This window comes from Pseudomonas sp. CK-NBRI-02, assembly GCF_008124495.1.
Lineage (GTDB): Bacteria > Pseudomonadota > Gammaproteobacteria > Pseudomonadales > Pseudomonadaceae > Aquipseudomonas > Aquipseudomonas guariconensis.
In genome coordinates, this window is sequence record NZ_VSJH01000002.1 from 110878 (window position 1) to 136625 (window position 25748).

The window sequence follows — 25748 nt, forward strand, 5'->3', positions numbered from 1 at the left end:
CTCCAATCTGTCCCAGTACACTTCGTAACTGTTACGGTATTCTGACTCGGCTTTGAGTCGCACAAGAACAACGAACCCGTCCGCGTTTCGAGAGCCGCCATGACCAACCTGCTGTTGTACCAGCGCATTGCCCAGCAACTGGCCGATGACATCCGCCGAGGTGTCTACCAGCCTGGTGAGCGTGTGCCCTCCGTGCGCAAGATGAGCGCCCAGCTCAACGTCAGTCATGCTACGGTGCTGCAGGCCTATGCCAATCTGGAGGATCAAGGCCTGATCCGCGCGCGGCCGCAGTCCGGCTACTACGTGCACCAGACCCCGGCACTCACCGCACAGACCCCGGATATCGCCCGGGTCGAGCGGCCGGGCCTGGTCACTCGTGCGAGCATCATCCAGCAGGTGCTGACCGAGGCGCGACGAGACGGAGTTTTCCCCTTTGGTGCGGCAGTCCCGCACGTTGACTATTTGCCGGTGCGGGCTCTGCATCAGCAATTGGCCAAAGTGACGCGCTTTCACAGCCCGCGCGCCTTCAGTTACATGTTCAGTCCTGGCTTCGAGCCACTGCGCCGGCAGATAGCCATTCGTATGCGTGACGCCGGGGTGCTGGTCGATCCGCGTGAGGTGGTGGTGACCCATGGTTGCGTCGATGCCCTGCAAATGTCGTTGCGGGTACTGACTCGCCCAGGCGACCTGATCGCTGCGGAGTCGCCCACCTATTATGGATTGCTGCAATTGGCCGACTTGTTGGGGCTCAAGGTCATCGAGATTCCGAGTGACCCGTCGACCGGCATCAGTCTTGAGGCCTTGCAGTTGGCTGCCAACCAATGGTCAATCAAGGCCCTGGTCTTGACCCCGCGTCTGAGCAATCCCTTGGGGGGCACGATCCCTGAGGATCGGCAAAAGCAGCTGTTGCGTCTGGCCTCGGACTTCGATATCCAGATCGTCGAGGACGACATCTATGGCGAACTGATGTTCGAGCAAGGCCGGACCAAGGCGCTCAAGGCATTCGATCGTCTGGATCGGGTCATCTACTGCTCAAGCTTTTCCAAGACCCTTTCGCCTGGAGTGCGGGTAGGTTGGATGATCGCCGGTCGTTACCAGGACGAGATCCAGCGCCTGCAGACCTTCACCACCCATTCGGCGTGCAGCGTCACCCAGATGGGTGTGGCCGCCTATCTAGAAAACGGTGGATATGACCGCCACCTGCGGTACATCCGCCAGGAGTACCGCAAGAACCTCAGCGCCTATCAGTTGGCCGTGCAGCAGCATTTTCCTGAAGGTACGCAGATGACCCGGCCTACGGGAGGATTCATTCTGTGGGTGAGCCTGCCTGGGAGGGTCAACACCCAAGATCTGCATGTGCGGGCATTGGAGCAAGGCATCAGCATCGCGCCGGGGCTTATCTTCAGCAACACCGAGCAGTTCAACCATTGCATTCGGCTCAACTGCGGTATTCCATGGAACAAGGAGGCCGAGCGTGCAGTGATCACGCTGGGTCTGCTGGCTCATCAGTTATGCAAATCGTCGACAGGATCACTGTTGTAAATCTTGCCAGGGGCGGTCGGAACAGAGAGCATACGCACACTTTTCCAGCACGCTCCTGATGTCCATGAAAGCGCTTCGCTCTTTTGTCCTACTCCTTTGCCTGGCGCCGTTGTGCCTGTCCGCTGCTATGGCACACGCCACGCAGCCGGCGGCCAAAGCGTCTGCGACGCAAACCAAGGCGGCGGCCAAGCCGGTACGCAAGCAGGCGGCGAACAAGGCCGGCCAAGTCGCGAGCAAGACGCCGGGCAGGGGCAAGGCCAAGCCATCCGGCAAGGTAGTGCGCAAAAAACCTTTGACCAAGGCGGTCGCCAAGCCATTGCCCAAGCCAAAGCTAGACCTGAGTTTGCCTGCCGCGATGGTGGAAGAACTCAAGCCAGAGGTGGGTGATCCGGTGATGCGGCGCAAGCCTTTGCTGCCGTCCATGTTTCCGCAAAAGCCGGTCAGCGATGACAGTCCCTTCCAACTCAATGGGCGTCTGATCAACAACGAAATGCAGTTACAGCTGCGCAACGACAGTCGTCATGATGTGGAGGGCGCTGCTATCGATTTCGAGTTTCGTCAGTAGGTGTTCCAACTGACTGCCGGGTCACGGCAGATTTCATCCGATCCGTAATTTCAAACATATGTTTGAGCGGTTACTATCCAGGGACGTTCGTCCCGTTTTGCTCGTGGGAGTCCTGTTTCATGAAATGCCGAGAGGGCTGCGGCGCATGCTGCATCGCCCCATCCATCAGCTCGCCGATGCCGCGCATGCCCCAGGGCAAGCCAGCTGGCGAGCGGTGCCTGCACCTGACCACTGACAACCTCTGTGAGTTGTTCGGCAAGCCTGAGCGGCCGGCGGTGTGTGGTGGGTTCAAGGCGGACGTGGAGGTGTGCGGCAATGATCGCGACGAGGCGATCAGGATTCTCGGCTGGTTGGAGCAAATGACGGCGGCGTAACAGGTTGGATCTTCGACAACAAGGAACAAAACGATGAGATCGATCAAGCGTATTGCACTGCTGTGTGGCGTCGGTGTTCTGCTGTCGCCGGCTGCCTGGGCCGAGAACTGGCAGGTGGCCAAGGATGAGGACGGCATCAAGGTGTCCCTCAGTGAAGTGCCGGGTTCGAAGTACAAAGCCTATCGCGGCGTGACCTTGATCAAGGCGCCGCTGGCCAAGGTCAAGGCTTTGCAGGAGGACACCGTAGGTGCCTGCAAGTGGATTCATGAGTGCGAGTCGCAAAAGCTGCTCAAGCAGGATGGCGCGCAGAGCTGGACCTATACTCGTTTCAATACGCCCTGGCCGGTGACGCCGCGTGATTCGATCCTTCACGTGACCACCACCGAGGAGGCTGACGGCAGCCTGGTCCGAAAGCTCGAGGAGGACCCCAAATACCTGCCGGAGGAAAAGGGCTATGTGCGTGTGGCACAGGTCCAAGGCTTCTGGAAGCTGGTGCCCAAGGGTGACAGCACCGAGGTTACTTACCAAGTGCACACCGAGCCTGGAGGCAGTGTGCCGTCCTGGCTGGCCAACAAGTTCGTGGTCGACGCCCCATTCAATACCCTCAAAGGGTTGCGCGACAAGGCTGAAAAGCCCTGAGTCTGAGGGCGGGCATGCCCGCGAAGCGGTGAGCAGCGGTCTTTCGGTTGCTGCGCTATAAAAAAGGCTGCCCAAGGGCAGCCTTTTTTACGTTCGGCTCGAAGAGCTTACTTGCGGTCTTTCAAGTCAACGATGTCACGCTGCTCGTGGCCAGTGTACAGCTGGCGCGGACGGCCGATCTTGTACGGGCTGGAGAGCATTTCCTTCCAGTGCGAGATCCAGCCGACGGTGCGTGCCAGGGCGAAGATCACGGTGAACATGCTGGTCGGAATGCCGATCGCCTTCAGGATGATGCCGGAGTAGAAGTCGACGTTCGGGTACAGCGAGCGCTCGATGAAGTACGGATCGGTCAGTGCGATCTCTTCCAGGCGCATCGCCAGTTCGAGCTGCGGATCGTTCTTGATGCCCAGTTCGCTCAGCACCTCGTCGCAGGTCTTCTTCATCACGGTGGCGCGTGGGTCGCGGTTCTTGTAAACGCGGTGACCGAAGCCCATGAGCTTGAACGGATCGTTCTTGTCCTTGGCCTTGGCGATGTACTTGTCGATGTTGGAGACATCGCCAATTTCATCGAGCATGGTCAGTACGGCTTCGTTGGCGCCGCCGTGGGCCGGACCCCACAGTGCAGCGATGCCGGCGGCTATACAGGCGAACGGGTTGGCGCCCGAGGAGCCCGCCAGGCGCACGGTGGAGGTAGAGGCGTTCTGCTCGTGGTCGGCGTGGAGGATGAAGATCCGGTCCATTGCCTTGGCCAGCACCGGGCTGATCGGTTTGATCTCGCACGGCGTGTTGAACATCATGTGCAGGAAGTTTTCCGCGTACGACAGGTCGTTGCGCGGATACATCATCGGCTGGCCCATGGAGTACTTGTAGACCATCGCGGCCAGGGTCGGCATTTTTGCGACCAGGCGCACCGCAGAGATCTCGCGATGCTGCGGGTTGTTGATGTCCAGGGAGTCGTGATAGAACGCCGACAGGGCGCCGACCACGCCGCACATCACCGCCATCGGGTGAGCGTCGCGGCGGAAGCCGTTGAAGAAGGATTTCAGCTGCTCGTGAACCATGGTGTGGTTCTTCACGGTGCTGACGAACTGGGCCTTCTGCTCGGCGTTCGGCAGTTCGCCGTTGAGCAGCAGGTAGCAGGTTTCCAGGTAGTCCGATTTTTCGGCGAGCTGTTCGATCGGGTAGCCGCGGTGCAGCAGGACACCCTTGTCGCCATCGATGTAGGTGATCTTCGACTCGCAGGACGCAGTCGCCATGAAACCGGGGTCGAAGGTGAAGTGACCAGTAGCCCCCAACCCGCGGACGTCGATAACATCGGGACCAACGGTGCCGGTTAAAATGGGCAGCTCGACGGGGGCAGCGCCCTCGATGACCAACTGCGCTTTTTTGTCAGCCATGTGGCCTCCTATTAATGCTTGAAATCATCAGACAGACCCCCCACGCAGGGCCCGCACCACTATAGAGGGATAAATTCGAATGTCAATTTGCCTAAAGGCTGGTTGAAACACCCTCTGAGCCCTGATTTTTCACGAAATTCTCGCCCATTTACGCCTTTTGTTCGCTAAAGGCAATGCGCTATTTGGGCTAGCCCCTCACGTTGTCATAAGCAGCCTAACTGTCTATACTCCGCAACCGACCGCCAGGGGCTTGCAAGCCCGTTCCGCTGGGGGTCGTCGCTCCCTGGGTGGTGGGTACCTGACCAGTACACTTACCAACAACTTTGCCCTGTTAGCTAGGGGCTCTTCAGTGTGAAAAAAGCCGTGAAAAGCCAACGACCTGTAAACCTAGACCTAAGGACCATCAAACTCCCGATCACCGCGTACACGTCCATTCTTCACCGTATCTCCGGCGTCATCCTGTTCCTTGGCCTGGCCATCATGCTTTACGCATTGGGCAAGTCGCTGGGTTCCGAGGAGGGCTTTGCCGAGGTGAAGGCGTGTCTGACCAGTCCGCTGGCCAAGCTGGTGACTTGGGGCCTGCTGTCCGGCCTGCTGTACCACCTCGTTGCAGGTGTACGTCACCTGATCATGGACATGGGTGTCGGTGAGACGCTCGAGGGCGGCAAGCTGGGCTCGAAAATCGTGATCGTCATCTCCGTGGTGCTGATCGTTCTGGCGGGAGTTTGGGTATGGTAACTAATGTCACGAACCTGTCGCGTTCGGGCCTCTATGACTGGATGGCGCAGCGCGTATCTGCGGTCGTTCTCGCGGCTTACTTCATTTTCCTGATCGGCTACGTCGCCGTTCACCCGGGTCTCGACTATGCCCAGTGGCACGGTCTGTTCTCCAACAACGCGATGCGTATCTTCAGTCTGCTGGCACTCGTTGCCCTGGGCGCTCACGCCTGGGTCGGCATGTGGACCATTGCCACCGACTACCTGACGCCGATGTCCTTCGGCAAGTCGGCGACTGCGATTCGTTTCCTGTTCCAGGCTGTGTGCGGCGTTGCGATGTTCGCGTACTTCGTCTGGGGTGTGCAGATTCTCTGGGGTATCTGATCCATGGCTAGCATTCCAACCATTTCTTTCGACGCCATCATCATCGGTGGCGGCGGTGCCGGCATGCGCGCTGCGCTGCAGCTGGCCCAGGGCGGTCATAAGACTGCCGTAGTCACCAAGGTCTTCCCGACCCGTTCGCACACTGTATCCGCCCAAGGCGGCATCACCTGCGCCATCGCTTCGGCCGACCCGAACGACGACTGGCGCTGGCACATGTACGACACCGTCAAAGGTTCCGACTACATCGGTGACCAGGACGCTATCGAGTACATGTGTCAGGAAGGTCCTGCTGCGGTCTTCGAACTGGACCACATGGGTCTGCCGTTCTCGCGTACCGAAACTGGGCGTATCTACCAGCGTCCGTTCGGTGGCCAGTCCAAGGACTTCGGCAAGGGTGGCCAGGCCGCCCGTACCTGCGCCGCTTCCGACCGTACCGGTCACGCGCTGCTGCACACCCTGTATCAGGGCAACCTGAAAGCAGGCACCACCTTCCTCAACGAGTACTATGCCGTTGATCTGGTGAAGAACCAGGACGGCGCTTTTGTCGGCGTGATCGCGATCTGCATCGAAACCGGCGAAACCCTGTACATCAAGTCCAAGGCTACCGTACTGGCCACTGGCGGTGCGGGCCGTATCTACGCCTCGACCACCAACGCCCTGATCAACACCGGTGACGGTGTCGGCATGGCCCTGCGTGCCGGCGTGCCGGTGCAGGACATCGAAATGTGGCAGTTCCACCCGACCGGCATCGCCGGTGCCGGTGTACTGGTCACCGAGGGTTGCCGCGGCGAGGGTGGCTACCTGATCAACGCCCACGGCGAGCGCTTCATGGAGCGTTACGCGCCGAACGCCAAAGACCTGGCTGGTCGCGACGTCGTCGCCCGTTCCATGGTCAAGGAAATCATCGCCGGCAACGGCGTGGGCCCGAACAAGGACCACGTGCTGCTGAAGCTCGACCACTTGGGCGAGGAGGTGCTGCACAGCCGCCTGCCAGGTATCTGCGAACTGTCCAAGACCTTCGCTCACGTTGACCCTGTGGTCGCGCCGGTTCCGGTCATCCCGACCTGCCACTACATGATGGGTGGTATCGCCACCAACATTCATGGCCAGGCCATCACCATGGACGCCGAAGGCAAGGATCAGATCATCCCAGGCCTGTTCGCTGTAGGTGAAGTGGCTTGCGTATCGGTTCACGGTGCCAACCGTCTGGGCGGCAACTCGCTGCTGGACCTGGTGGTCTTCGGCCGTGCAGCTGGTCTGCACCTGGAGAAGGCGCTGACCGAAGGCGTCGAATACCGCGACGCCAGCGACACCGACGTCGACGTAGCCCTGAACCGCCTGAACAAGCTCAACGAGCGCACCACTGGCGAAGACGTTGCCAGCCTCAAGCGCGAGCTGCAGAGCTGCATGCAGAACTACTTCGGTGTATTCCGTACTGGCGAATACATGCAGAAGGGTATCGCTCAGCTGGCTGGTCTGCGCGAGCGTATTGCCAACGTCAAGATCAACGACAAGTCCCAGGCCTTCAACACCGCGCGTATCGAAGCGCTGGAGCTGCAGAACCTGCTGGAAGTCGCCGAAGCTACCGCCATCGCGGCCGAAGCCCGTAAAGAGTCTCGCGGTGCTCACGCCCGTGAAGACTACGAAGACCGTGACGACGAGAACTGGCTGTGCCACACCCTGTACTACCCGGGTGAGAAGCGCGTTGCCAAGCGTGGCGTCAACTTTGCGCCGAAGACAGTTCCTGCCTTCGAACCGAAAGTCCGGACTTACTAAGGGTGGCCGCTATGTTGCAAGTCGAAGTTTATCGTTACAACCCGGATACCGATTCGGCGCCGAAGATGCAGACCTTCCAGGTCGATACCGGTGGCAAGGATCTGATGGTCCTGGACGTGCTGGCACTGATCAAGGAGCAGGACGAGGGCTTCTCGTACCGTCGCTCCTGCCGTGAAGGCGTTTGCGGTTCCGATGGCATGAACATCAATGGCAAGAACGGCCTGGCCTGCATCACTCCGCTGTCGTCGGTGGTCAAGGGCAACAAGCTCGTTCTGCGCCCGCTGCCGGGTCTGCCGGTCATTCGTGACCTGGTCGTCGACATGAGCATCTTCTACAAGCAGTACGAGAAGGTGAAGCCGTTCCTGCAGAACGACACGCCGGCCCCGGCCATCGAGCGTCTGCAGTCGCCGGAAGACCGCGACAAGCTGGACGGTCTGTACGAGTGCATCCTGTGCGCTTGCTGCTCGACCTCCTGCCCGTCGTTCTGGTGGAACCCGGACAAGTTCCTGGGCCCCGCCGCGCTGCTGCAGGCCTACCGCTTCCTGGCCGACAGCCGTGATACCAAGACTCAGGAGCGCCTGGCGTCCCTGGATGACCCGTTCAGCGTATTCCGCTGCCGCGGGATCATGAACTGCGTAAACGTTTGCCCGAAAGGTCTGAACCCGACCAAGGCAATCGGTCACGTACGTAACATGCTGCTGCAAAGCGGCACCTGATTCAAAAATGTTGCACCTGCAGTAAGCCGAGGTGCGGGCGCTGAGCCCGCACCAAGGTAAAACCCGAGCAAGGGCCCACAAAGCCCGCGCTCATTACCTATGAAGATATGAGACCAGCAGGGGCTTCCGGGCTGGTACCCGGAAAATCAGCAGGATCCAGGTGGCGTGGTTCAGTCGCTGTGTTCGGACTTTTCCAGGTTTGCTGTGGCTTTTGCCGATCAGTCCCCTAACCGAGGGTGACCAAGCATGCAAGAAAGCGTGATGCAGCGCATGTGGGAAAGCGCCCACCTTTCAGGTGGTAACGCTGCATATGTGGAAGAGCTTTATGAGCTCTACCTGCACGACCCTAACGCTGTGCCAGAAGAGTGGCGCACCTACTTCCAGAAGTTGCCCGCCGACGGCAGCACCGCTACCGATGTATCGCACTCTACAATCCGCGACCATTTCGTACTGCTGGCAAAGAACCAGCGCCGCGCCCAACCGGTATCCGCCGGGAGCGTGAGCAGTGAACACGAGAAGAAGCAGGTTGAAGTTCTGCGACTGATCCAGGCCTATCGTATGCGCGGCCATCAGGCTGCCAAGCTCGACCCGTTGGGGTTGTGGCAGCGTCCTGCGCCCGTAGACCTGTCGATCAATCACTACGGCTTGACCAATGCCGACCTTGATACGACCTTCCGTACCGGTGACCTGTTCATCGGCAAAGAGGAAGCGAGCCTACGCGAAATTTTCGATGCGCTGCAGAAGACATATTGTCGCACCATCGGCGCCGAGTTCACCCACATCGTCGATTCCGAGCAGCGCAGCTGGTTCCAGCAGCGTCTGGAAAGCGTTCGTGGCCGTCCTGAATTCTCCGCTGACGTGCAGACTCACCTGCTCGAGCGCGTCACCGCGGGCGAAGGCCTGGAAAAGTACCTGGGCACCAAGTACCCGGGGACCAAGCGTTTCGGCCTCGAGGGCGGCGAAAGCCTGATCCCGATGCTGGACGAAATGATCCAGCGCTCCGGCTCCTACGGCACCAAGGAGGTCGTGATCGGCATGGCCCACCGCGGCCGCCTGAACGTGCTGGTCAACACCTTCGGCAAGAACCCGCGCGAGCTGTTCGACGAGTTCGAAGGCAAGAAGATGAACGAGCTGGGCTCCGGTGACGTGAAGTATCACCAGGGCTTCTCCTCCAACGTGATGACCCCCGGTGGCGAAGTCCACCTGGCCATGGCGTTCAACCCCTCCCACCTGGAAATCGTCTCGCCGGTGGTGGAAGGTTCGGTGCGTGCCCGCCAGGACCGTCGCAACGACACCGTGGGTGACAAGGTTCTGCCGATCTCGATCCACGGTGACGCTGCGTTCGCCGGTCAGGGCGTGGTCATGGAAACCTTCCAGATGTCGCAGACTCGCGGTTTCAAGACCGGCGGGACCGTGCACATCGTGATCAACAACCAGGTTGGCTTCACCATCTCCAACCCGCTGGACTCGCGCTCCACCGAGTACGCCACCGACGTCGCCAAGATGATCCAGGCGCCGATCCTGCACGTGAACGGCGATGATCCGGAAGCGGTGCTGTTCGTCACTCAGCTGGCTATCGACTATCGCATGCAGTTCAAGCGTGACGTGGTCATCGACCTGGTCTGCTACCGTCGTCGCGGCCACAACGAGGCCGACGAGCCGAATGGTACCCAGCCTCTGATGTACCAGCAGATCAGCAAGCAGCGCACCACCCGTGAGCTGTATGCCGACGCGTTGATCCAGGCTGGTCGCATCGATGCCGAGCGCGCCCAGGCCAAGATCGACGAGTACCGCAACGCCCTGGACAACGGTCTGCACGTGGTCAAGAGCCTGGTCAAGGAGCCGAACCGCGAGCTGTTCGTCGACTGGCGTCCGTACCTGGGCCATGCCTGGACTGCGCGTCACGACACCCGCTTCGACCTCAAGACCTTGCAGGACCTGTCGGCCAAGCTGCTCGAGCTGCCGGAAGGCTTCGTCGTCCAACGTCAGGTCGCGAAGATCTACGAAGACCGCCAGAAGATGCAGGCCGGTGGCTTGCCGATCAACTGGGGTTACGCAGAGACCATGGCTTACGCCACCCTGCAGTTCGAAGGCCACCCGATCCGCATGACCGGCCAGGACATCGGTCGTGGCACCTTCTCGCACCGCCATGCGGTGTTGCACAACCAGAAGGACGCCAGCACCTACGTACCGCTGCAGAATCTGTTCCCGGGCCAGCCGAAGTTCGAGCTGTACGACTCCTTCCTGTCGGAAGAGGCGGTACTGGCCTTCGAATATGGCTACTCCACCACCACGCCGAACGCGCTGGTGATTTGGGAAGCCCAGTTCGGTGACTTCGCCAACGGTGCCCAGGTCGTGATCGACCAGTTCATCACCAGTGGCGAGCACAAGTGGGGTCGTCTGTGCGGCCTGACCATGCTGCTGCCGCATGGCTATGAAGGCCAGGGTCCCGAGCACTCCTCGGCGCGTCTGGAGCGTTACCTGCAGCTGTGCGCCGAGCACAACATCCAGGTCTGCGTACCGACCACTCCGGCTCAGATCTACCACCTGCTGCGCCGCCAGGTCATCCGTCCGCTGCGCAAGCCGCTGATCGTCCTGACGCCTAAGTCGCTGCTGCGCCACAAGCTGGCCGTCTCGACCCTGGAAGATCTGGCCGAAGGTTCGTTCCAGACCGTGATCCCGGAAATCGACACTCTCGATCCGGCCAAGGTCGAGCGCCTCGTGCTGTGCAGCGGCAAGGTCTACTACGATCTGCTGGAAAAGCGCCGTGCCGAAGGCCGCGAAGACATCGCCATCGTGCGTATCGAGCAGCTGTATCCGTTCCCTGAGGACGACCTGGTGGAAATCCTGGCGCCTTACACCAACCTCAAGCACGCGGTCTGGTGTCAGGAAGAGCCGATGAACCAGGGCGCCTGGTACAGCAGCCAGCATCACATGCGCCGTATCCTGACCCGCCACAACAAGGCGCTGGTCCTGGAATACGCCGGTCGCGACGCTTCCGCCGCGCCAGCCTGTGGCTACGCTTCGATGCACGCCGAGCAGCAGGAAAAACTGCTGCAGGATGCTTTCACTGTCTAACGCCTTCGCGCACCTGAAACCGAATTTAAGGAAACACTGATAATGGCTATCGAGATCAAAGCCCCAACCTTCCCGGAATCGGTCGCCGACGGCACCGTTGCCACCTGGCACAAGAAGCCGGGCGATGCCGTCAAGCGTGACGAGCTGATCGTCGACATCGAGACCGACAAGGTCGTCCTGGAAGTTCTGGCCACCGCCGACGGCGTGCTGGGCGACATCGTCAAGGGCGAGGGCGATACCGTCCTGTCCGACGAAGTCCTGGGTTCGATCGTTGAAGGTGGCGCTGCCGCCGCCGCGCCTGCCGCCGCCCCGGCCGCTGCTGCTCCGGCTGCCGCTGCCGCCGACGCTGGCGAAGAAGACCCGATCGCCGCTCCAGCCGCTCGCAAGCTGGCTGAAGAGAACGGCATCGATCTGGCTTCGGTTGCCGGCACCGGTAAAGGTGGCCGCGTCACCAAGGAAGACGTGGTTGCCGCCATCGCCAACAAGAAGGCCGCGCCTGCCGCCGCTCCGGCTGCCAAGCCTGCCGCTGCTGCTGCGCCAGTGGTCACCGCCGCAGGCGATCGCACCGAGAAGCGTGTGCCGATGACCCGTCTGCGCGCCAAGATCGCCGAGCGTCTGGTCGAAGCCCAGTCGAGCATGGCCATGCTGACCACCTTCAACGAAGTGGACATGACCGAAGTCATGGCCCTGCGCTCGAAGTACAAGGACCTGTTCGAGAAGTCCCACAACGGCGTACGCCTGGGCTTCATGTCGTTCTTCGTCAAGGCTGCCACCGAAGCACTGAAGCGCTTCCCGGCCGTCAACGCCTCGATCGATGGCAACGACATCGTCTACCACGGTTATGCTGACGTCGGCGTTGCCGTCTCCAGCGACCGCGGCCTGGTGGTTCCTGTCCTGCGCAACGCCGAATCGATGTCGCTGGCCGAGATCGAGAACGGCATCGCCACCTTCGGCAAGAAGGCCCGCGAAGGCAAACTGGCCATCGAAGAGATGACTGGCGGTACCTTCACCATCACCAACGGTGGTACCTTCGGCTCGATGATGTCGACCCCGATCGTCAACCCGCCGCAGGCTGCCATCCTGGGCATGCACAACATCATCCAGCGTCCGATGGCGATCAACGGCCAAGTGGTCATTCGCCCGATGATGTACCTGGCGCTGTCCTACGATCACCGCCTGATCGACGGCAAGGAAGCGGTAACCTTCCTGGTGACCATCAAGAATCTGCTGGAAGATCCGGCTCGTCTGCTGCTGGACATCTAATCGCGCAGCTGCAAGCTGCAAGCGGCAAGCTTCACGTCGAAGCTTGCCAGTCTTGCGGCTTGCAACTTGCCGCTTGAAGCTAAAAAGGAATCTTTTATGACCCAGAAATTCGACGTAGTGGTGATTGGTGCAGGTCCTGGCGGCTACGTGGCCGCGATCAAGGCTGCTCAGCTCGGCCTCAAGACCGCCTGCATCGAGAAATACACCGACGCCGAGGGCAAACTGGCCCTGGGCGGTACCTGCCTGAACGTGGGTTGCATTCCTTCCAAGGCCCTGCTGGACAGCTCCTGGAAGTACAAGGAGGCCAAAGAGAGCTTCAACGTCCACGGTATCTCCACTGGCGAAGTGAAGATGGACGTTGCTGCGATGGTTGGCCGCAAGGCTGGCATCGTCAAGAACCTGACCGGTGGTGTCGCCACCCTGTTCAAGGCCAACGGTGTTACCTCTATCCAAGGTCACGGCAAACTGCTGGCTGGCAAGAAAGTCGAAGTCACCAAGGCTGACGGCACCACCGAAGTCATCGAAGCCGAGAACGTGATTCTGGCCTCCGGCTCGCGTCCGATCGACATTCCGCCTGCTCCGGTCGACCAGAAAGTCATCGTCGACTCCACCGGCGCCCTGGAATTCCAATCGGTACCGAAGCGTCTGGGCGTCATCGGCGCAGGCGTGATCGGTCTGGAGCTGGGTTCGGTATGGTCCCGCCTGGGTGCCCAGGTGACCGTCCTGGAAGCCTTGGACACCTTCCTGATGGCCGCTGACACCGCGGTTTCCAAGGAAGCCCAGAAAACCCTGACCAAGCAAGGCCTGGACATCAAGCTGGGCGCTCGCGTGACCGGCTCGAAGGTCAATGGCGAAGAAGTCGAAGTCACCTACACCGACGCCAACGGCGAGCAGAAGATCGTCTTCGACAAACTGATCGTGGCCGTGGGCCGTCGTCCGGTGACCACCGACCTGCTGGCTGCCGACAGCGGTGTGACCATCGACGAGCGTGGCTACATCTACGTCGACGACTACTGCGCGACCAGCGTACCGGGCGTGTACGCCATCGGTGACGTGGTCCGTGGTCTGATGCTGGCGCACAAGGCCTCGGAAGAGGGCATCATGGTCGTCGAGCGCATCAAGGGCCACAAAGCCCAGATGAACTATGACCTGATTCCGTCGGTCATCTATACCCACCCGGAAATCGCGTGGGTCGGCAAGACCGAACAGGCCTTGAAGGCCGAGGGCGTTGAGGTTAACGTGGGCACCTTCCCGTTCGCGGCCAGCGGCCGTGCGATGGCAGCCAACGATACCGGCGGTTTCGTCAAGGTCATCGCCGATGCCAAGACCGACCGCGTCCTGGGTGTTCACGTGATCGGCCCATCGGCTGCCGAGCTGGTTCAGCAAGGCGCGATCGCAATGGAATTCGGCACCAGTGCCGAGGATCTGGGCATGATGGTCTTCAGCCATCCGACCCTGTCCGAAGCGCTGCATGAAGCAGCGCTGGCTGTGAATGGCGGCGCCATTCACGTCGCCAACCGTAAGAAGCGTTAATTATAAGAAACCACGGCGGGCTGCCCGTCGTGGGTCTTGCGTGCAAGACTCACCGCGGAACGTCCGCCGGACCGGATCACACGGGAAACCCGGGGTCAACGGTCACAGGTGGTGCGGCGCCAGTGATGGCGCAGCGCCGAAGCGCAGTACCTAACGAAGACGGTAAAAAGCATGAATCTTCACGAGTATCAGGGTAAACAGCTGTTCGCTGAATACGGCCTGCCAGTTTCCAAGGGTTTCGCAGTCGATACCCCTGAGCAAGCTGCAGAAGCCTGCGACAAGATCGGCGGTTCCGAGTGGGTCGTAAAGGCCCAGGTCCACGCTGGTGGTCGCGGTAAGGCGGGCGGCGTCAAGCTGGTTCGCAGCAAGGAAGACGCCAAGGCGTTCGCTGCACAGTGGCTCGGCAAGAACCTGGTCACCTACCAGACCGATGCCAACGGTCAACCAGTTTCCAAGATCCTGGTCGAATCCTGCACTGACATCGCCAAAGAGCTGTACCTGGGCGCTGTAGTCGATCGTTCGAGCCGCCGTATCGTGTTCATGGCTTCCACCGAAGGTGGCGTGGACATCGAGAAAGTCGCTCACGAAACTCCCGAGAAGATCCTCAAGGCTACCATCGATCCGCTGGTCGGCGCTCAGCCGTTCCAAGGTCGTGAACTGGCGTTCCAGCTGGGTCTGGAAGGCAAGCAAGTTCAACAGTTCGCCAAGATCTTCGTTGGCCTGGCCAAGCTGTTCAAGGATCACGATCTGGCCCTGCTGGAAGTGAACCCGCTGGTCATCAAGGCCGACGGCGACCTGCACTGCCTCGATGCCAAGATCAACATCGACGCCAACGCCATGTACCGTCAGCCAAAGCTGAAGACCTTCCACGACCCGTCCCAGGACGACGCCCGTGAAGCCCACGCTGCCAAGTTCGAACTGAACTACGTTGCCCTGGAAGGCAACATCGGCTGCATGGTCAACGGTGCCGGTCTGGCCATGGGTACCATGGACATCGTCAACCTGCACGGCGGCAAGCCGGCCAACTTCCTCGACGTTGGCGGTGGTGCTACCAAAGAGCGCGTTACCGAAGCGTTCAAGATCATTCTGTCCGACAGCAATGTCGCGGCCGTTCTGGTCAACATCTTCGGCGGCATCGTTCGTTGCGACATGATTGCCGAAGGCATCATCGGTGCAGTGAAAGAAGTCGGCGTTAAAGTTCCGGTCGTCGTTCGCCTCGAAGGCAACAACGCCGAACTGGGCGCTAAAGTACTGGCAGAAAGCGGTTTGAACATCATTGCGGCAACCAGCCTGACCGACGCTGCTCAACAAGTTGTCAAAGCTGCGGAGGGCAAGTAATGAGCGTCCTGATCAATAAAGACACCAAAGTCATCTGCCAGGGCTTCACCGGCTCGCAGGGTACTTTCCACTCCGAACAAGCCATCGCCTACGGCACCAAGATGGTTGGCGGCGTAACCCCAGGCAAGGGTGGCACCACACACCTGGGCCTGCCGGTGTTCAACACCGTGAAGGAAGCGGTTGAGGCCACCGGCGCCGAAGCTTCGGTCATCTATGTTCCGGCTCCGTTCTGCAAAGACTCGATCCTGGAAGCTGCCTTTGGTGGCATCAAGCTGATCGTCTGCATCACCGAGGGTATTCCTACCCTCGACATGCTGGACGCCAAGGTCAAGTGCGACGAGCTGGGTGTACGCCTGATCGGCCCTAACTGCCCAGGTGTCATCACCCCGGGCGAGTGCAAGATCGGCATCATGCCAGGCCACATCCACCTGCCAGGCAAGGTCGGTATCGTTTCCCGTTCCGGCACCCTGACCTACGAAGCGGTCAAGCAGACCACCGATGCAGGTTTCGGTCAGTCGACCTGCGTTGGTATCGGTGGTGACCCGATCCCAGGCTCCAACTTCATCGATATCCTGAAGCTGTTCCAGGAAGATCCGCAGACCGAAGCGATCGTTATGATCGGTGAAATCGGCGGTTCTGCTGAAGAAGAAGCCGCGGCCTACATCAAGGCCAACGTGACCAAGCCTGTCGTTTCCTACATCGCCGGCGTTACCGCGCCTGCGGGCAAGCGCATGGGCCACGCTGGCGCCATCATCTCCGGTGGCAAGGGTACTGCGGACGAGAAGTTCGCCGCCCTCCAGGACGCTGGTGTCAAAACCGTGCGTTCCCTGGCTGACATCGGCAAGGCGCTGGCCGAGCTGACCGGTTGGGAAATGAAGAAGTAATACGCTTTACCCCCCACGCGCACAAAGGCCACCCTCGGGTGGCCTTTGTCGTTTCAGGGGATTACTTCCATCTTAATGACGTTACCCATGTCAGAGATCATCCCGCTCGAGATCAGAAGAGCGGATGAAAGAAAACTTCATGGAAGCATTGCTGAGTAGGAAACCCGAACCGGCCGTCCTGTTGGAACAGGTGAGGTGTACCGACATGCGTGCATTCGTCAACGCCGCATGGCAGGGTTTTGACCAACGCATGAAAGACCAGGGCGAGCCTGGGAGCAAGGCCATGTTGTGTGGCACGGTCGCTCATTTCAGTGAGCGTCTACGACTCAATGCCCCACATGAACCTGTTGCACTGGATGTCACGCGGGTGCGCTCGACAGCGGATCATCTGTATTCCACTTCGGGTTACAGCATCTGGTTTGCACCCCAGGGCTTCGAATACCCCCTATGGCTGTTCAACCGCGAATCCGACCGCCTGTGCAACGGTGTGAAGGTGGAGGTGACACCCCAAGCGCCCGTGCTTGTAGACGGTGCTTGTAAGGTGGTGGCGCTATGCCCAGATGAATGGTCAGAGCGTCTGGTCTTCAGCTTGAACCTGCCAAACCCCGGCAGTGACATCGAGGTGTTCGACCGCACCACGCTGGCACGTATCGCCTGGTTTCCCGTCGATCCGCAGGTTTCGCGCTTTCTTGTGTGGCTCGATGCACTCCAGCGCATCGAGGATCCGTATCTGGAAGCTGTGGCAGGTGAGCTGATCTATCACCACCATTCGGCTGTCCGTTGGCGGGCTTTCGAGGTGTTGATGAGATTGGCTCCAGGGCATCTTGAGCATTATCTGAAGGTCCTTCGCTCACTATCCGACCCTGCACTCGACGACATGCTGTCGAACTACATTGGGCAGGGGGCGGCATGAAACTGGATACATTCATCGAGCGACTCGAGCAGCGGGATCTTGAGCGAGAGCAGGACGCGATCAGCGCCGACCTTCTGGCGCTTGCGCAGAATCGCAGCCTGCTTGGGGAGTGCATGTATGAGCACATCCAGCAACACGCCTTCAGCCGCGGGGAGCAGGTGTACAGCCCGTACGGTTTTGCGTTGCATGCCTCGCAGTACGTCTCGCTGCGAATGACCTGCTGGTTGCCGGCCCAAGCGCAGGCTGAGCGGCAAACCTTCATCTATGGCGTGCCACATACCCACGATTTCGAACTGTATGCCGTGGGTTATCAAGGCTGCGGCTACCGAACCATGAAGTACCCGATACTCAATGCAGCGCAGGTCGACGCGCGGACCAGGCCTGTACTGGGTGAGCCTGAAGAAGTTCGCTTGAGCCCAGGCAAGCTCCTACATATGCGTGCCTTTGAGGACCTGCATTATCAGATTCCTCCCGAGGAGTTTTCCCTGTCGTTGGCATTGATGGTCGCTGTTCCTGCCGCGAGCCGAAATGGGCGGCAGGAGTGGTGTTTCGATGAGGAACTGCGGCCGATCTATTCGGGGCTTGGTTCGCAGGAGCAGCATATACACCAGCGCATCCAGGCGCTGTGGCAAGCACATCAATCCTGATGTAAACCGTGAAAAAGGTAGAAAGTCATGCACAAACCTGTTTGGGCGCAAGCCCGTCTATACAGCGCCGGTAGCGAAACCTTGCCGCAGACCGGCGTCGACTCCGAAATTTTTTGTTCCGGTGACGGTGGCTTTTACACCGGGCCACGCTACAACTTTGGCAACATTCACGAAATCAAACGCTTTTGGCAGAGCGTTGGGATAGACGCGGCTGACAAACCGCTTTGAGGAATGACCTGCCGAGGACAAGCCGGCGTTTTCGGCAGGTTTATGTAACTTGTAAGAAAAATCGATCGATTTGATAGGGATTTTAAGGCAGACGGGCTTGATCCTATCTGCCAGCATTAACCGCGTCACAGAGTCACCCAGACGACAAGAACATACGCACATCGGACAAGCAGGCCTTTGCCAGTGCGTTTGCCGGGTAAAACGGTTAACCTACGCGTTCACTCTGTGCCCGTCCCCCAAAAGGGAACGACACGCTAAACGGGTCTGGCCTATCAAGCCGGGCAGCATTTTCCCATACCCCTGGGGAAATCCCTTCTCGAACCCCGATTTCAGCAGTGTGGTACTACCCTAAATGAAAGTGTTGAAAGGCCAGGATATCCTGGCGCTTGGCTTTATGACGTTTGCGCTTTTCGTCGGCGCGGGCAACATCATCTTCCCGCCTATCGTTGGTTTGCAATCCGGTCCACATGTCTGGATGGCAGCCCTTGGCTTCCTCGTCACCGCTGTGGGTCTGCCGGTCATCACCGTGGTTGCCCTGGCCAAGGTCGGCGGCGGCATGGACGCCCTGAGCAGCCCGATCGGCAAGTTCTTCGGCGGCCTGCTGGCGGCCGTGTGCTACCTGTCGGTGGGCCCGTTGTTCGCCACCCCGCGTACAGCTACGGTCTCGTTCGAGGTCGGTGTGGCACCGCTGACGGGTGAGAGCCCGCTGGCGCTGTTCATCTACAGCCTGATCTACTTCATCGTGGTGCTGGCCGTGTCGATGTATCCGGGCAAGCTGCTCGATACCGTCGGCCGGTTCCTGGCCCCGTTGAAGATCATCGCCCTGGCCGTGCTGGGCATCGCTGCCTTCGCGCTGCCGGCCGGCACCATCGGTGAGGCGCAGCCGGCCTACGTGGCCGCGCCGTTCTCCCAGGGCTTCATCAATGGCTATCTGACCATGGACACCCTGGGTGCGCTGGTCTTCGGTATCGTCATCGTCAATGCCATCCGGTCGCGCGGTGTGGAGTCGCCGAAACTGATCACCCGTTACGCCATCATCGCTGGCCTGATCGCTGGTGTGGGCCTGGCGCTCGTGTACATCAGCCTGTTCCGATTGGGTGCCGGCAGCCATGACATCGCCATGGGTGCGACCAACGGCGCTGCGGTCCTGCATGCCTATGTGCAGCACACCTTCGGCTCGCTGGGCAGTGGCTTCCTCGCGGTGCTGATCGCACTGGCATGCCTGGTGACCGCCGTGGGCCTGACCTGCGCCTGTGCCGAGTACTTCAGCCAGATCCTGCCGCTGTCCTACCGTGCACTGGTAGTGATCCTGGCCGGCTTCTCGCTGCTGATCTCCAACCTCGGCCTGACCAAGCTGATCCTGTTCTCGATCCCGGTGCTGACCGCCATCTACCCGCCCTGCATCGTTGTGGTGGGCCTGAGCTTCGTCAAAGAGCTTTGGAACTCGCCGGTGCGCATCCTGGCGCCGGTAATGCTGGTGTCGCTGCTGTTCGGCATGGTCGATGCCATCAAAGGCAGCAACCTGGCGCACATGCTGCCGGACGCCATGGCCCATCTGCCGCTGAGCGATCAGGGCCTGGCCTGGCTGGTGCCGTCGGTCATCACCCTGGGCTTGGCCGTTGCATGCGATCGCATGCTGGGCAAGCCCCGCGAGGCGCTGGCCTGATACGTTGAAGCCAGAGCGCTGGCGCCGGCCACAAGCCAAAGGGCGCCAGCCGATGGTCAAAACGCCAACCCCGTGTCCATTCGGATACGGGGTTTTTTGTTGCTACGTTTTGTTTCCAGAGCGTGTCTTTTCTGGCCGCCGTGCGTCGAAAAGCGGACTTCAATATTCTCAGGACTTGAACGATCAGGAGCCTGCATGAGCTTCATTCAAAGCAATCTGAGCCACTGGGTTGCGGCCTGCTGGTTCGCCCTCTGTTGGGGTGGCTACACCCGTTATGCGATCTGGAAAGGGCGCGACACCGCGTGCCTGGCCAGCGTGCTGCACTTGTACCGGGAGGACTGGATGCGCCGCATGTTGTTGCGTGACAACCGCATCGCCGATGCCAGCGTGATCGGCAATCTGGAGCGCAACGCCTCGTTCTTCGCCTCCAGTACGCTGATCATCCTTGCCGGTATCCTCACCGTGCTCGGGGCATCGGACCGCGCGCTGTCGTTGCTGGCCGACCTGCCTCTGGTGCAGCAGGCGTCCCAAGGCATGTCGGAAATCAAGCTGCTGGGGCTGGCAATGGTGTTCGTCTATGCCTTCTTCACTTTTAGTTGGTGCATGCGCCAGTACAACTTCGCCGCAGTTCTGGTGGGTTCTGCGCCCATGATCGGTGAGCGACAAGTCAGTGAGTTGGAGCGCAAGGCATTTGCATCTAGAGCGGCGCGGGTATTATCACTGGCAGCAAACCAGTTCAACTTCGGGCTGCGTTCGTATTACTTCGGAATGGCCATGCTGACCTGGTTCATCAGCCCTTGGTTGTTCATGGTCACCAGTGTCTGCGTGGTGCTGATTCTCTATCGCCGGGAGTTTCATTCCGATGTGCTCGAGGTAATGGTATTCACGCCCACCGAGCCGGTGGCCGGGGAGGGGCTCAAAGAGCCTGCCAGCCCGGCTAGCTGACCCCTTCCCTGAACGCCAGGCATAAAAAAACCCGACAGTGTCGGGTTTTTTTACGTGCTGCTTACTGCTTGGCCGGCTCTTCGCTTGGAGCGGTTTCCGGAGCAGGAGTGGCTTCCGGAGCTGGGGTAGCAGGGGCGGCTTCTGGAGCCGGGGTAGCTGGGGCAGCTTCAGGGGCGGCTTGCTCGGTCTTGGTTTCCGGAGCCTTGTTTTCGCTCGCCTTGTCACAAGCGGCCAGGCCCATGGCAGCGGCCAGCATCAGGGCAAAAGCAAAAGGTTTACGCATGGGGTGTCTCTCCTTGGTGGAATAACTTACTTGTTCCATTCGAGCTCAAGTAAGTGGAATAAGTTCCGCGAAGATTACAGATATATATAGCGTGGATCCAGATAGACTTTTCCTCGGATTTGTGCAGAGTGAATAGCCTCACAAAAACAGGTTGCCCCATGACAGATACAGACCTGCGGGCCATGGCCGAACGCTTTCTGTCCGCATTGAAACATTGTCAGTTATTGCGGATGCGAGTCCACCACGCCGATGCCGAAGGCATGACACTGGTGCTGCCTTGGTCTGCGGCCATCGTCGGCAATCCGCAGACCGGCGCGGTGCACGGCGGAGCCTTGACCACGCTGATGGACACCACCTGTGGCATGGCCACCTTGTGCGCCCTGCCGCGCTTCGAGGTCTGCCCGACGCTGGACCTTCGCATCGACTACATGCACCCGGCCGAGGCAGGCAAGGATATTCACGGCCATGCGCAGTGCTACCGGGTGACTCGCGACGTGATCTTTACCCGCGGCACTGCCTACCAGGACGATCCGTCACGCCCGATTTGTCATGTGGTCGGCACCTTCATGCGTCTGGGGCAGGAGGTCAAGGGCGGCATCCGCTTCGGCAACAGCCTCAAGGAGGAGAGGTCATGATTCCTGCTGATGTTCGTCTCCAGCTCAACGAAGCCCACGCCGTCGGCAATTACCGGCCTTTGCTGGGGCTGATTCCCTACGCCGGACTCATCGGCATCGAGTGCGAGCGCCAGGGTGATGACTTACTGTTTCGTCTGCCGGCGAACCAGGACAACATTGGCAATCCCTTGCTGCCCGCGATCCATGGCGGGGTGATCGCAGGCTTCATGGAGCTCTCCGCGGCCCTTTACCTACTGATCTACAGTGAGAGCGCCAGCATTCCCAAGATCATCGATTTCTCCATCGATTACCTGCGGGCCGGGCACTATCGCGACACGTTCGCGCGTTGTCAGCTCTGGCGCCAGGGGCGTCGGGTGACCAACGTCGCCATCACCGCCTGGCAGGCCGACCCCGACTCACCGATCGCTACCGCGCGTGCTCATTTCAAGATTGAACCGGAAAAGCCCTTGAAATAGTCAGGCCAGCCCCCATCTGCTGGACATCCGCCGCCAACGCAGCCCTTCGAGGGGCGCCAGGCGGCCACCGCCAACAGATCGGAGTTTTGAAGACCATGAGTGTGGAAACTCAAAAAGAAACCCTGGGCTTCCAGACCGAGGTAAAGCAACTGCTGCACCTCATGATCCATTCCTTGTATTCGAACAAGGAGATCTTCCTGCGTGAGCTGATTTCCAACGCCTCCGACGCCGCCGACAAGCTGCGTTTCGAAGCGCTGGCCAAGCCAGAGCTGCTCGAAGGCGACGCCGAGCTGAAGATCCGCGTGAGCTTCGACAAGGACGCCGGCACCGTGACCCTCGAGGACAACGGTATCGGCATGAGCCGTGAAGACGTCATCACGCACCTGGGCACCATCGCCAAGTCCGGCACTGCCGACTTCATGAAGAACTTGACCGGTGACCAGAAGAAGGACTCGCACCTGATCGGCCAGTTCGGCGTCGGCTTCTATTCGGCGTTCATCGTCGCCGACAAGGTCGATGTCTACAGCCGTCGCGCAGGTCTTCCTGCCGCCGAGGGTGTCCACTGGTCGTCCAAGGGTGAAGGCGAGTTCGAAGTCGCCACGCTCGACAAGCCGCAACGCGGTACCCGTATTGTCCTGCACTTGAAGAAGGGCGAAGAAGAGTTCGCCGATGGTTGGCGCCTGCGCAACATCGTCAAGAAATACTCCGACCATATTGCTCTGCCGATCGAACTGCCCAAGCAGCACGTCGAGACCGCCGAAGGCGAAGAAAAGCCTGCCCAGGAATGGGAAACCGTCAACCGCGCAAGCGCCCTGTGGACCCGTCCGCGTACCGAGATCAAGGACGAGGAGTACCAGGAGTTCTACAAGCACATCGGCCATGACTTCGAGAACCCGCTGGCCTGGAGCCACAACAAGGTCGAAGGCAAGCTGGAGTACAACTCGCTGCTGTACGTGCCGGCCCGCGCACCGTTCGACCTGTACCAGCGCGAAGCGCCGCGCGGCCTGAAGCTGTATGTGCAGCGCGTATTCATCATGGACCAGGCCGAGTCGTTCCTGCCGCTTTACCTGCGTTTCATCAAGGGTGTGGTCGACTCCAACGACCTGTCGCTGAACGTCTCGCGCGAAATCCTGCAGAAGGATCCGATCATCGACTCGATGAAGTCGGCGTTGACCAAGCGCGTGCTGGACATGCTGGAGAAACTGGCGAAGAACGAGCCTGAACAGTACAAGAGCTTCTGGAAGAACTTCGGTCAGGTGATGAAGGAAGGCCCGGCCGAAGACTTCGCCAACAAGGAGAAGATTGCCGGCCTGCTGCGCTTTGCCTCGACCGCCGACGAAAGCGGCGAGCAGAGCGTTGCGCTGGCGGACTACCTGGCCCGCGCCAAGGAAGGCCAGGACAAGATCTACTACCTGACCGGCGAGTCCTACGCACAGGTCAAGAACAGTCCGCACTTGGAAGTCTTCCGCAAGAAAGGCATCGAGGTTCTGCTGCTGACTGACCGCATCGACGAGTGGCTGATGAGCTACCTCAATGAGTTCGACGGCAAGGCCTTTGTCGATGTCGCCCGTGGCGACCTGGACTTGGGCAAGCTGGACTCCGAGGAAGACAAGAAGGCCCAGGAAGAAGTCGCCAAGGAGAAGGAAGGCCTGGTCGAGCGCCTGAAGACCGCCCTGGGTGAGAGTGTCGCCGAAGTGCGTGTCTCGCACCGTCTGACCGACTCTCCGGCGATCCTTGCCATCGGCGAGCAGGACCTGGGCCTGCAGATGCGCCAGATCCTCGAGGCCAGTGGTCAGAAGGTGCCGGACTCCAAGCCGATCTTCGAATTCAACCCGAGCCACCCGCTGATCGAGAAGCTGGATAACGAACAGAGCGAGGACCGCTTTGCGGAGCTTTCCCACATCCTGTTCGACCAGGCTGCGCTGGCAGCAGGTGACAGCTTGAAGGATCCGGCGGCGTACGTTCGTCGCCTGAACAAGCTGTTGGTCGAATTGTCTGCTTGAGTTGAAGACAAAGCCCGCTTCGGCGGGCTTTTTTCATGGTGCAAGGAGGAGTTTGATGAGCAAGGTAATCGTCGAATCGCTGGTCTATCACCATGCGGGCAAGGCCTACGAGAGCCGCCTGGTCTATGAGCCGGGCGCGCTGCCCCAGCCGGGCCTGGTGATGGCGCCGAACTGGATGGGCGTCGGCGAAGGCGCCGAACGGATTGCCAAGGAAGTGGCCAGCCAGGGGTATGTGGTGCTGGTCGCTGACCTTTACGGACAATCGGTTCGTCCATCCAATGCCGACGAGGCGGGCGCGGCGATGATGCCGCTCAAGAATGACCGTGGCGAACTGCGCAAGCGCATGCAGGAAGCCTTGGCACAATTGCTCGGGCAGTCCAAGGCATTGCTGGAGCCGGGCAAGGTGGCGACCTTTGGCTTCTGTTTCGGTGGTTGCTGCGCCCTGGAGCTAGCCCGTACCGGCGCCGACCTACGGGCGGCAGTGTCGTTCCACGGGACGCTGGATACGCCGAACCCGGCCGATGCCCAGCGCATCAAAGGCTCTGTGCTGGTGTTGCACGGTGCTTCCGACCCGCTGGTGCCAAAGGAGCAGTTGCCGGCGTTCGAGGAGGAGATGAACGCGGCCAAGGTCGACTGGCAATTGCTCAGTTATGGCGGTGCGGTGCACTCGTTCACCGACCCGTCCGCCAACGTGCCCGGCAAGATGCAATACGACCGCCGTACCAGCGAGCGTGCGTTCCGTGCCATGCACAACCTGCTGGACGAAGTGTTCCAGCGCTGACTGGGCAAGGGCTGCGCGGCAGCCCATCGCAGGCTACGCCAGCGCCCACGGATCTGCCGCGCTACAACGCCACAAGCCCCTTGGGTCCTTGCGAGGCCTGCTTGACCACATGGCGGCCCTCTCAACGCGGCAATTCGATCCGCGACGTTTCCCCCGGCACTGTCGGCCAATCCCCCGCAGCCCAGCGCGCCCGGGCCTGTTCGATCAGTTCCGGATCGCTGGCCACGAAGTTCCAGTTCATCCGCCGTGGCCCATCCAGCGGCGCGCCACCGATCAGCACCAGCTGGCACTCGCTTTGTGCATACAGCGTCACCTCTTCGCCTTCGGGCAGTACCAGCAGGTTGCATGGCTCGACCTCGTCCTCGCCCAGCAGCAGCTCGCCATCGAGCAGGTAGAGGGCACGCTCGGCATGTTCGAGGGGCACGTTGAGCGTGGTGGCCGCCTGCATTTGCACCAGGGCATACAGGGTAGGGGAGAGCACCGGCACTGGGGATTCAAGACAAAACCCTTGGCCTGCGATCATGCGGATGCTTACGCCCAGATTGTCGCTGACCGGCAGGCTGTCGGCCGGATGATGGCTGTAGCTGGGCGGCCCTTGCTCATTCTCGCGGGGCGAAGCCAGCCATACCTGTAGGCCATGCAGGCGCGAACCCCTGCTCAAGGCATCGGCGGGAGTGCGCTCGACGTGAGCGACGCCGCTACCTGCAGTCATCCAGCTGACATCGCCGGGCAGGACGCGCTGTTCGGAGCCCAGGCTGTCCTTGTGCAGGATTTCGCCTTCGAACAAATACGTCAGGGTCGACAGGCCGATATGCGGGTGTTGGCGGATGTCCATGCCGCTGCCGGGGGCATAGCGTGTATCGAGCATGTGGTCGAAGAACACGAAAGGACCCACGCTGCGACACTGGGCCGATGGCAGTGGGCGCAGGATCGGTTGGCCCTCTACCGATTCGGCGCGCGGGTGAATGATCAAGGGGCGGCTCATGA

25 protein-coding genes are annotated in these 25748 nt (G+C 60.3%); 22 read left to right on the forward strand and 3 right to left on the reverse strand.

The window, feature by feature from the left end; translation table 11 throughout:
• The first annotated feature begins 99 nt into the window (after nucleotides 1-99).
• The 4 genes from DQ397_RS02010 (at nucleotide 100) to DQ397_RS02025 (ending at nucleotide 3120) form a co-directional block, all read left to right on the forward strand.
• Nucleotides 100-1542 carry a PLP-dependent aminotransferase family protein gene (locus DQ397_RS02010; protein ID WP_043211432.1) on the forward strand — a complete coding sequence of 481 codons (1443 nt, stop codon included), beginning with the start codon at nucleotides 100-102 and terminating at the stop codon, nucleotides 1540-1542.
• Nucleotides 1543-1606: 64 nt separating this feature from the next.
• Nucleotides 1607-2107 (forward strand): hypothetical protein, encoded by a 501-nt coding sequence (locus DQ397_RS02015; RefSeq protein ID WP_043211452.1) that lies wholly within the window; start codon nucleotides 1607-1609, stop codon nucleotides 2105-2107.
• 119 nt (nucleotides 2108-2226) lie between these two features.
• Nucleotides 2227-2481 carry a YkgJ family cysteine cluster protein gene (locus DQ397_RS02020; RefSeq protein WP_043211431.1) on the forward strand — a complete coding sequence of 85 codons (255 nt, stop codon included), beginning with the start codon at nucleotides 2227-2229 and terminating at the stop codon, nucleotides 2479-2481.
• A gap of 33 nt (nucleotides 2482-2514) precedes the next feature.
• The gene (locus DQ397_RS02025) at nucleotides 2515-3120 is read left to right on the forward strand and encodes an START domain-containing protein (protein WP_043211429.1); all 606 of its coding nucleotides are present in this window, start codon (nucleotides 2515-2517) and stop codon (nucleotides 3118-3120) included.
• A gap of 107 nt (nucleotides 3121-3227) precedes the next feature.
• On the opposite strand, the gene gltA is transcribed toward DQ397_RS02025, so the two are convergent.
• Nucleotides 3228-4517, reverse strand: coding sequence for a citrate synthase (gene gltA, locus DQ397_RS02030; protein ID WP_043211428.1), 1290 nt, complete (start codon nucleotides 4515-4517; stop codon nucleotides 3228-3230).
• 351 nt (nucleotides 4518-4868) lie between these two features.
• On the opposite strand from gltA, the gene sdhC reads away from it, so the two are divergent.
• The 14 genes from sdhC to DQ397_RS02100 all read left to right on the forward strand — a co-directional run bounded on the left by sdhC (nucleotide 4869) and on the right by DQ397_RS02100 (nucleotide 20604).
• Nucleotides 4869-5255 (forward strand): succinate dehydrogenase, cytochrome b556 subunit, encoded by a 387-nt coding sequence (gene sdhC / locus DQ397_RS02035; protein ID WP_023628897.1) that lies wholly within the window; start codon nucleotides 4869-4871, stop codon nucleotides 5253-5255.
• Nucleotides 5249-5617 carry a succinate dehydrogenase, hydrophobic membrane anchor protein gene (sdhD, locus tag DQ397_RS02040; protein ID WP_043211427.1) on the forward strand — a complete coding sequence of 123 codons (369 nt, stop codon included), beginning with the start codon at nucleotides 5249-5251 and terminating at the stop codon, nucleotides 5615-5617. Before sdhC ends, sdhD begins: the two co-directional genes overlap by 7 nt.
• A gap of 3 nt (nucleotides 5618-5620) precedes the next feature.
• Nucleotides 5621-7393 carry a succinate dehydrogenase flavoprotein subunit gene (gene sdhA, locus DQ397_RS02045; RefSeq protein WP_043211425.1) on the forward strand — a complete coding sequence of 591 codons (1773 nt, stop codon included), beginning with the start codon at nucleotides 5621-5623 and terminating at the stop codon, nucleotides 7391-7393.
• Between the two features lie 11 nt (nucleotides 7394-7404).
• Nucleotides 7405-8109 carry a succinate dehydrogenase iron-sulfur subunit gene (locus tag DQ397_RS02050; protein WP_043211423.1) on the forward strand — a complete coding sequence of 235 codons (705 nt, stop codon included), beginning with the start codon at nucleotides 7405-7407 and terminating at the stop codon, nucleotides 8107-8109.
• 246 nt (nucleotides 8110-8355) lie between these two features.
• Entirely contained in the window at nucleotides 8356-11187 is a 2832-nt protein-coding gene (locus DQ397_RS02055) for a 2-oxoglutarate dehydrogenase E1 component (RefSeq protein WP_043211421.1), read from the forward strand.
• Between the two features lie 42 nt (nucleotides 11188-11229).
• The gene (odhB, locus tag DQ397_RS02060; protein WP_043211419.1) at nucleotides 11230-12450 is read left to right on the forward strand and encodes a 2-oxoglutarate dehydrogenase complex dihydrolipoyllysine-residue succinyltransferase; all 1221 of its coding nucleotides are present in this window, start codon (nucleotides 11230-11232) and stop codon (nucleotides 12448-12450) included.
• 96 nt (nucleotides 12451-12546) lie between these two features.
• Entirely contained in the window at nucleotides 12547-13983 is a 1437-nt protein-coding gene (lpdA, locus tag DQ397_RS02065; RefSeq protein WP_043211417.1) for a dihydrolipoyl dehydrogenase, read from the forward strand.
• Between the two features lie 171 nt (nucleotides 13984-14154).
• The gene (sucC, locus tag DQ397_RS02070) at nucleotides 14155-15321 is read left to right on the forward strand and encodes an ADP-forming succinate--CoA ligase subunit beta (RefSeq protein WP_011534748.1); all 1167 of its coding nucleotides are present in this window, start codon (nucleotides 14155-14157) and stop codon (nucleotides 15319-15321) included.
• The gene (gene sucD / locus DQ397_RS02075) at nucleotides 15321-16205 is read left to right on the forward strand and encodes a succinate--CoA ligase subunit alpha (protein ID WP_043211414.1); all 885 of its coding nucleotides are present in this window, start codon (nucleotides 15321-15323) and stop codon (nucleotides 16203-16205) included. The genes sucC and sucD overlap by 1 nt, the downstream gene beginning before the upstream one ends.
• A 139-nt stretch (nucleotides 16206-16344) precedes the next feature.
• Nucleotides 16345-17118, forward strand: coding sequence for a hypothetical protein (locus DQ397_RS02080; protein ID WP_043211412.1), 774 nt, complete (start codon nucleotides 16345-16347; stop codon nucleotides 17116-17118).
• Entirely contained in the window at nucleotides 17115-17765 is a 651-nt protein-coding gene (locus DQ397_RS02085; protein WP_043211410.1) for a hypothetical protein, read from the forward strand. The genes DQ397_RS02080 and DQ397_RS02085 overlap by 4 nt, the downstream gene beginning before the upstream one ends.
• Nucleotides 17766-17792: 27 nt before the next feature.
• On the forward strand, nucleotides 17793-17993 hold the full coding sequence (locus DQ397_RS02090; RefSeq protein WP_043211409.1) for a hypothetical protein: 201 nt from the start codon (nucleotides 17793-17795) through the stop codon (nucleotides 17991-17993).
• A gap of 352 nt (nucleotides 17994-18345) precedes the next feature.
• Nucleotides 18346-19659, forward strand: a complete 1314-nt coding sequence (brnQ, locus tag DQ397_RS02095) for a branched-chain amino acid transport system II carrier protein (RefSeq protein WP_043211407.1) — start codon at nucleotides 18346-18348, stop codon at nucleotides 19657-19659.
• Between the two features lie 195 nt (nucleotides 19660-19854).
• Nucleotides 19855-20604: a DUF599 domain-containing protein gene (locus DQ397_RS02100; RefSeq protein WP_043211404.1), complete on the forward strand. Its 750-nt coding sequence runs from the start codon at nucleotides 19855-19857 to the stop codon at nucleotides 20602-20604.
• Between the two features lie 61 nt (nucleotides 20605-20665).
• On the opposite strand, the gene DQ397_RS02105 is transcribed toward DQ397_RS02100, so the two are convergent.
• Nucleotides 20666-20887, reverse strand: coding sequence for a hypothetical protein (locus DQ397_RS02105; RefSeq protein WP_043211402.1), 222 nt, complete (start codon nucleotides 20885-20887; stop codon nucleotides 20666-20668).
• Between the two features lie 158 nt (nucleotides 20888-21045).
• On the opposite strand from DQ397_RS02105, the gene DQ397_RS02110 reads away from it, so the two are divergent.
• The 4 genes from DQ397_RS02110 (at nucleotide 21046) to DQ397_RS02125 (ending at nucleotide 24761) form a co-directional block, all read left to right on the forward strand.
• On the forward strand, nucleotides 21046-21522 hold the full coding sequence (locus tag DQ397_RS02110; RefSeq protein ID WP_043211400.1) for a PaaI family thioesterase: 477 nt from the start codon (nucleotides 21046-21048) through the stop codon (nucleotides 21520-21522).
• Nucleotides 21519-21977, forward strand: coding sequence for a PaaI family thioesterase (locus DQ397_RS02115; RefSeq protein ID WP_043211398.1), 459 nt, complete (start codon nucleotides 21519-21521; stop codon nucleotides 21975-21977). Before DQ397_RS02110 ends, DQ397_RS02115 begins: the two co-directional genes overlap by 4 nt.
• Before the next feature lie 95 nt (nucleotides 21978-22072).
• Nucleotides 22073-23980, forward strand: coding sequence for a molecular chaperone HtpG (gene htpG / locus DQ397_RS02120; protein WP_043211396.1), 1908 nt, complete (start codon nucleotides 22073-22075; stop codon nucleotides 23978-23980).
• A 55-nt stretch (nucleotides 23981-24035) separates the two neighbouring features.
• Nucleotides 24036-24761: a dienelactone hydrolase family protein gene (locus DQ397_RS02125; protein WP_043211395.1), complete on the forward strand. Its 726-nt coding sequence runs from the start codon at nucleotides 24036-24038 to the stop codon at nucleotides 24759-24761.
• 121 nt (nucleotides 24762-24882) lie between these two features.
• Here DQ397_RS02125 and DQ397_RS02130 read toward each other — a convergent pair whose 3' ends face one another.
• Nucleotides 24883-25746: a pirin family protein gene (locus tag DQ397_RS02130; RefSeq protein ID WP_043211393.1), complete on the reverse strand. Its 864-nt coding sequence runs from the start codon at nucleotides 25744-25746 to the stop codon at nucleotides 24883-24885.
• Nucleotides 25747-25748 lie beyond the last annotated feature (2 nt).

What these genes read in the sequence shown, in the direction of transcription:
- DQ397_RS02010 (WP_043211432.1), top strand. Translation starts at nt 100, where the DNA reads ATGACCAACCTGCTGTTGTACCAGCGCATTGCCCAGCAACTGGCCGAT.
- DQ397_RS02015 (WP_043211452.1), top strand. Translation starts at nt 1,607, where the DNA reads ATGAAAGCGCTTCGCTCTTTTGTCCTACTCCTTTGCCTGGCGCCGTTG.
- DQ397_RS02020 (WP_043211431.1), top strand. Translation starts at nt 2,227, where the DNA reads ATGAAATGCCGAGAGGGCTGCGGCGCATGCTGCATCGCCCCATCCATC.
- DQ397_RS02025 (WP_043211429.1), top strand. Translation starts at nt 2,515, where the DNA reads ATGAGATCGATCAAGCGTATTGCACTGCTGTGTGGCGTCGGTGTTCTG.
- gltA (WP_043211428.1), bottom strand. Translation starts at nt 4,517, where the DNA reads ATGGCTGACAAAAAAGCGCAGTTGGTCATCGAGGGCGCTGCCCCCGTC.
- sdhD (WP_043211427.1), top strand. Translation starts at nt 5,249, where the DNA reads ATGGTAACTAATGTCACGAACCTGTCGCGTTCGGGCCTCTATGACTGG.
- sdhA (WP_043211425.1), top strand. Translation starts at nt 5,621, where the DNA reads ATGGCTAGCATTCCAACCATTTCTTTCGACGCCATCATCATCGGTGGC.
- DQ397_RS02050 (WP_043211423.1), top strand. Translation starts at nt 7,405, where the DNA reads ATGTTGCAAGTCGAAGTTTATCGTTACAACCCGGATACCGATTCGGCG.
- DQ397_RS02055 (WP_043211421.1), top strand. Translation starts at nt 8,356, where the DNA reads ATGCAAGAAAGCGTGATGCAGCGCATGTGGGAAAGCGCCCACCTTTCA.
- odhB (WP_043211419.1), top strand. Translation starts at nt 11,230, where the DNA reads ATGGCTATCGAGATCAAAGCCCCAACCTTCCCGGAATCGGTCGCCGAC.
- lpdA (WP_043211417.1), top strand. Translation starts at nt 12,547, where the DNA reads ATGACCCAGAAATTCGACGTAGTGGTGATTGGTGCAGGTCCTGGCGGC.
- sucC (WP_011534748.1), top strand. Translation starts at nt 14,155, where the DNA reads ATGAATCTTCACGAGTATCAGGGTAAACAGCTGTTCGCTGAATACGGC.
- sucD (WP_043211414.1), top strand. Translation starts at nt 15,321, where the DNA reads ATGAGCGTCCTGATCAATAAAGACACCAAAGTCATCTGCCAGGGCTTC.
- DQ397_RS02080 (WP_043211412.1), top strand. Translation starts at nt 16,345, where the DNA reads ATGGAAGCATTGCTGAGTAGGAAACCCGAACCGGCCGTCCTGTTGGAA.
- DQ397_RS02085 (WP_043211410.1), top strand. Translation starts at nt 17,115, where the DNA reads ATGAAACTGGATACATTCATCGAGCGACTCGAGCAGCGGGATCTTGAG.
- DQ397_RS02090 (WP_043211409.1), top strand. Translation starts at nt 17,793, where the DNA reads ATGCACAAACCTGTTTGGGCGCAAGCCCGTCTATACAGCGCCGGTAGC.
- brnQ (WP_043211407.1), top strand. Translation starts at nt 18,346, where the DNA reads ATGAAAGTGTTGAAAGGCCAGGATATCCTGGCGCTTGGCTTTATGACG.
- DQ397_RS02100 (WP_043211404.1), top strand. Translation starts at nt 19,855, where the DNA reads ATGAGCTTCATTCAAAGCAATCTGAGCCACTGGGTTGCGGCCTGCTGG.
- DQ397_RS02105 (WP_043211402.1), bottom strand. Translation starts at nt 20,887, where the DNA reads ATGCGTAAACCTTTTGCTTTTGCCCTGATGCTGGCCGCTGCCATGGGC.
- DQ397_RS02110 (WP_043211400.1), top strand. Translation starts at nt 21,046, where the DNA reads ATGACAGATACAGACCTGCGGGCCATGGCCGAACGCTTTCTGTCCGCA.
- DQ397_RS02115 (WP_043211398.1), top strand. Translation starts at nt 21,519, where the DNA reads ATGATTCCTGCTGATGTTCGTCTCCAGCTCAACGAAGCCCACGCCGTC.
- htpG (WP_043211396.1), top strand. Translation starts at nt 22,073, where the DNA reads ATGAGTGTGGAAACTCAAAAAGAAACCCTGGGCTTCCAGACCGAGGTA.
- DQ397_RS02125 (WP_043211395.1), top strand. Translation starts at nt 24,036, where the DNA reads ATGAGCAAGGTAATCGTCGAATCGCTGGTCTATCACCATGCGGGCAAG.
- DQ397_RS02130 (WP_043211393.1), bottom strand. Translation starts at nt 25,746, where the DNA reads ATGAGCCGCCCCTTGATCATTCACCCGCGCGCCGAATCGGTAGAGGGC.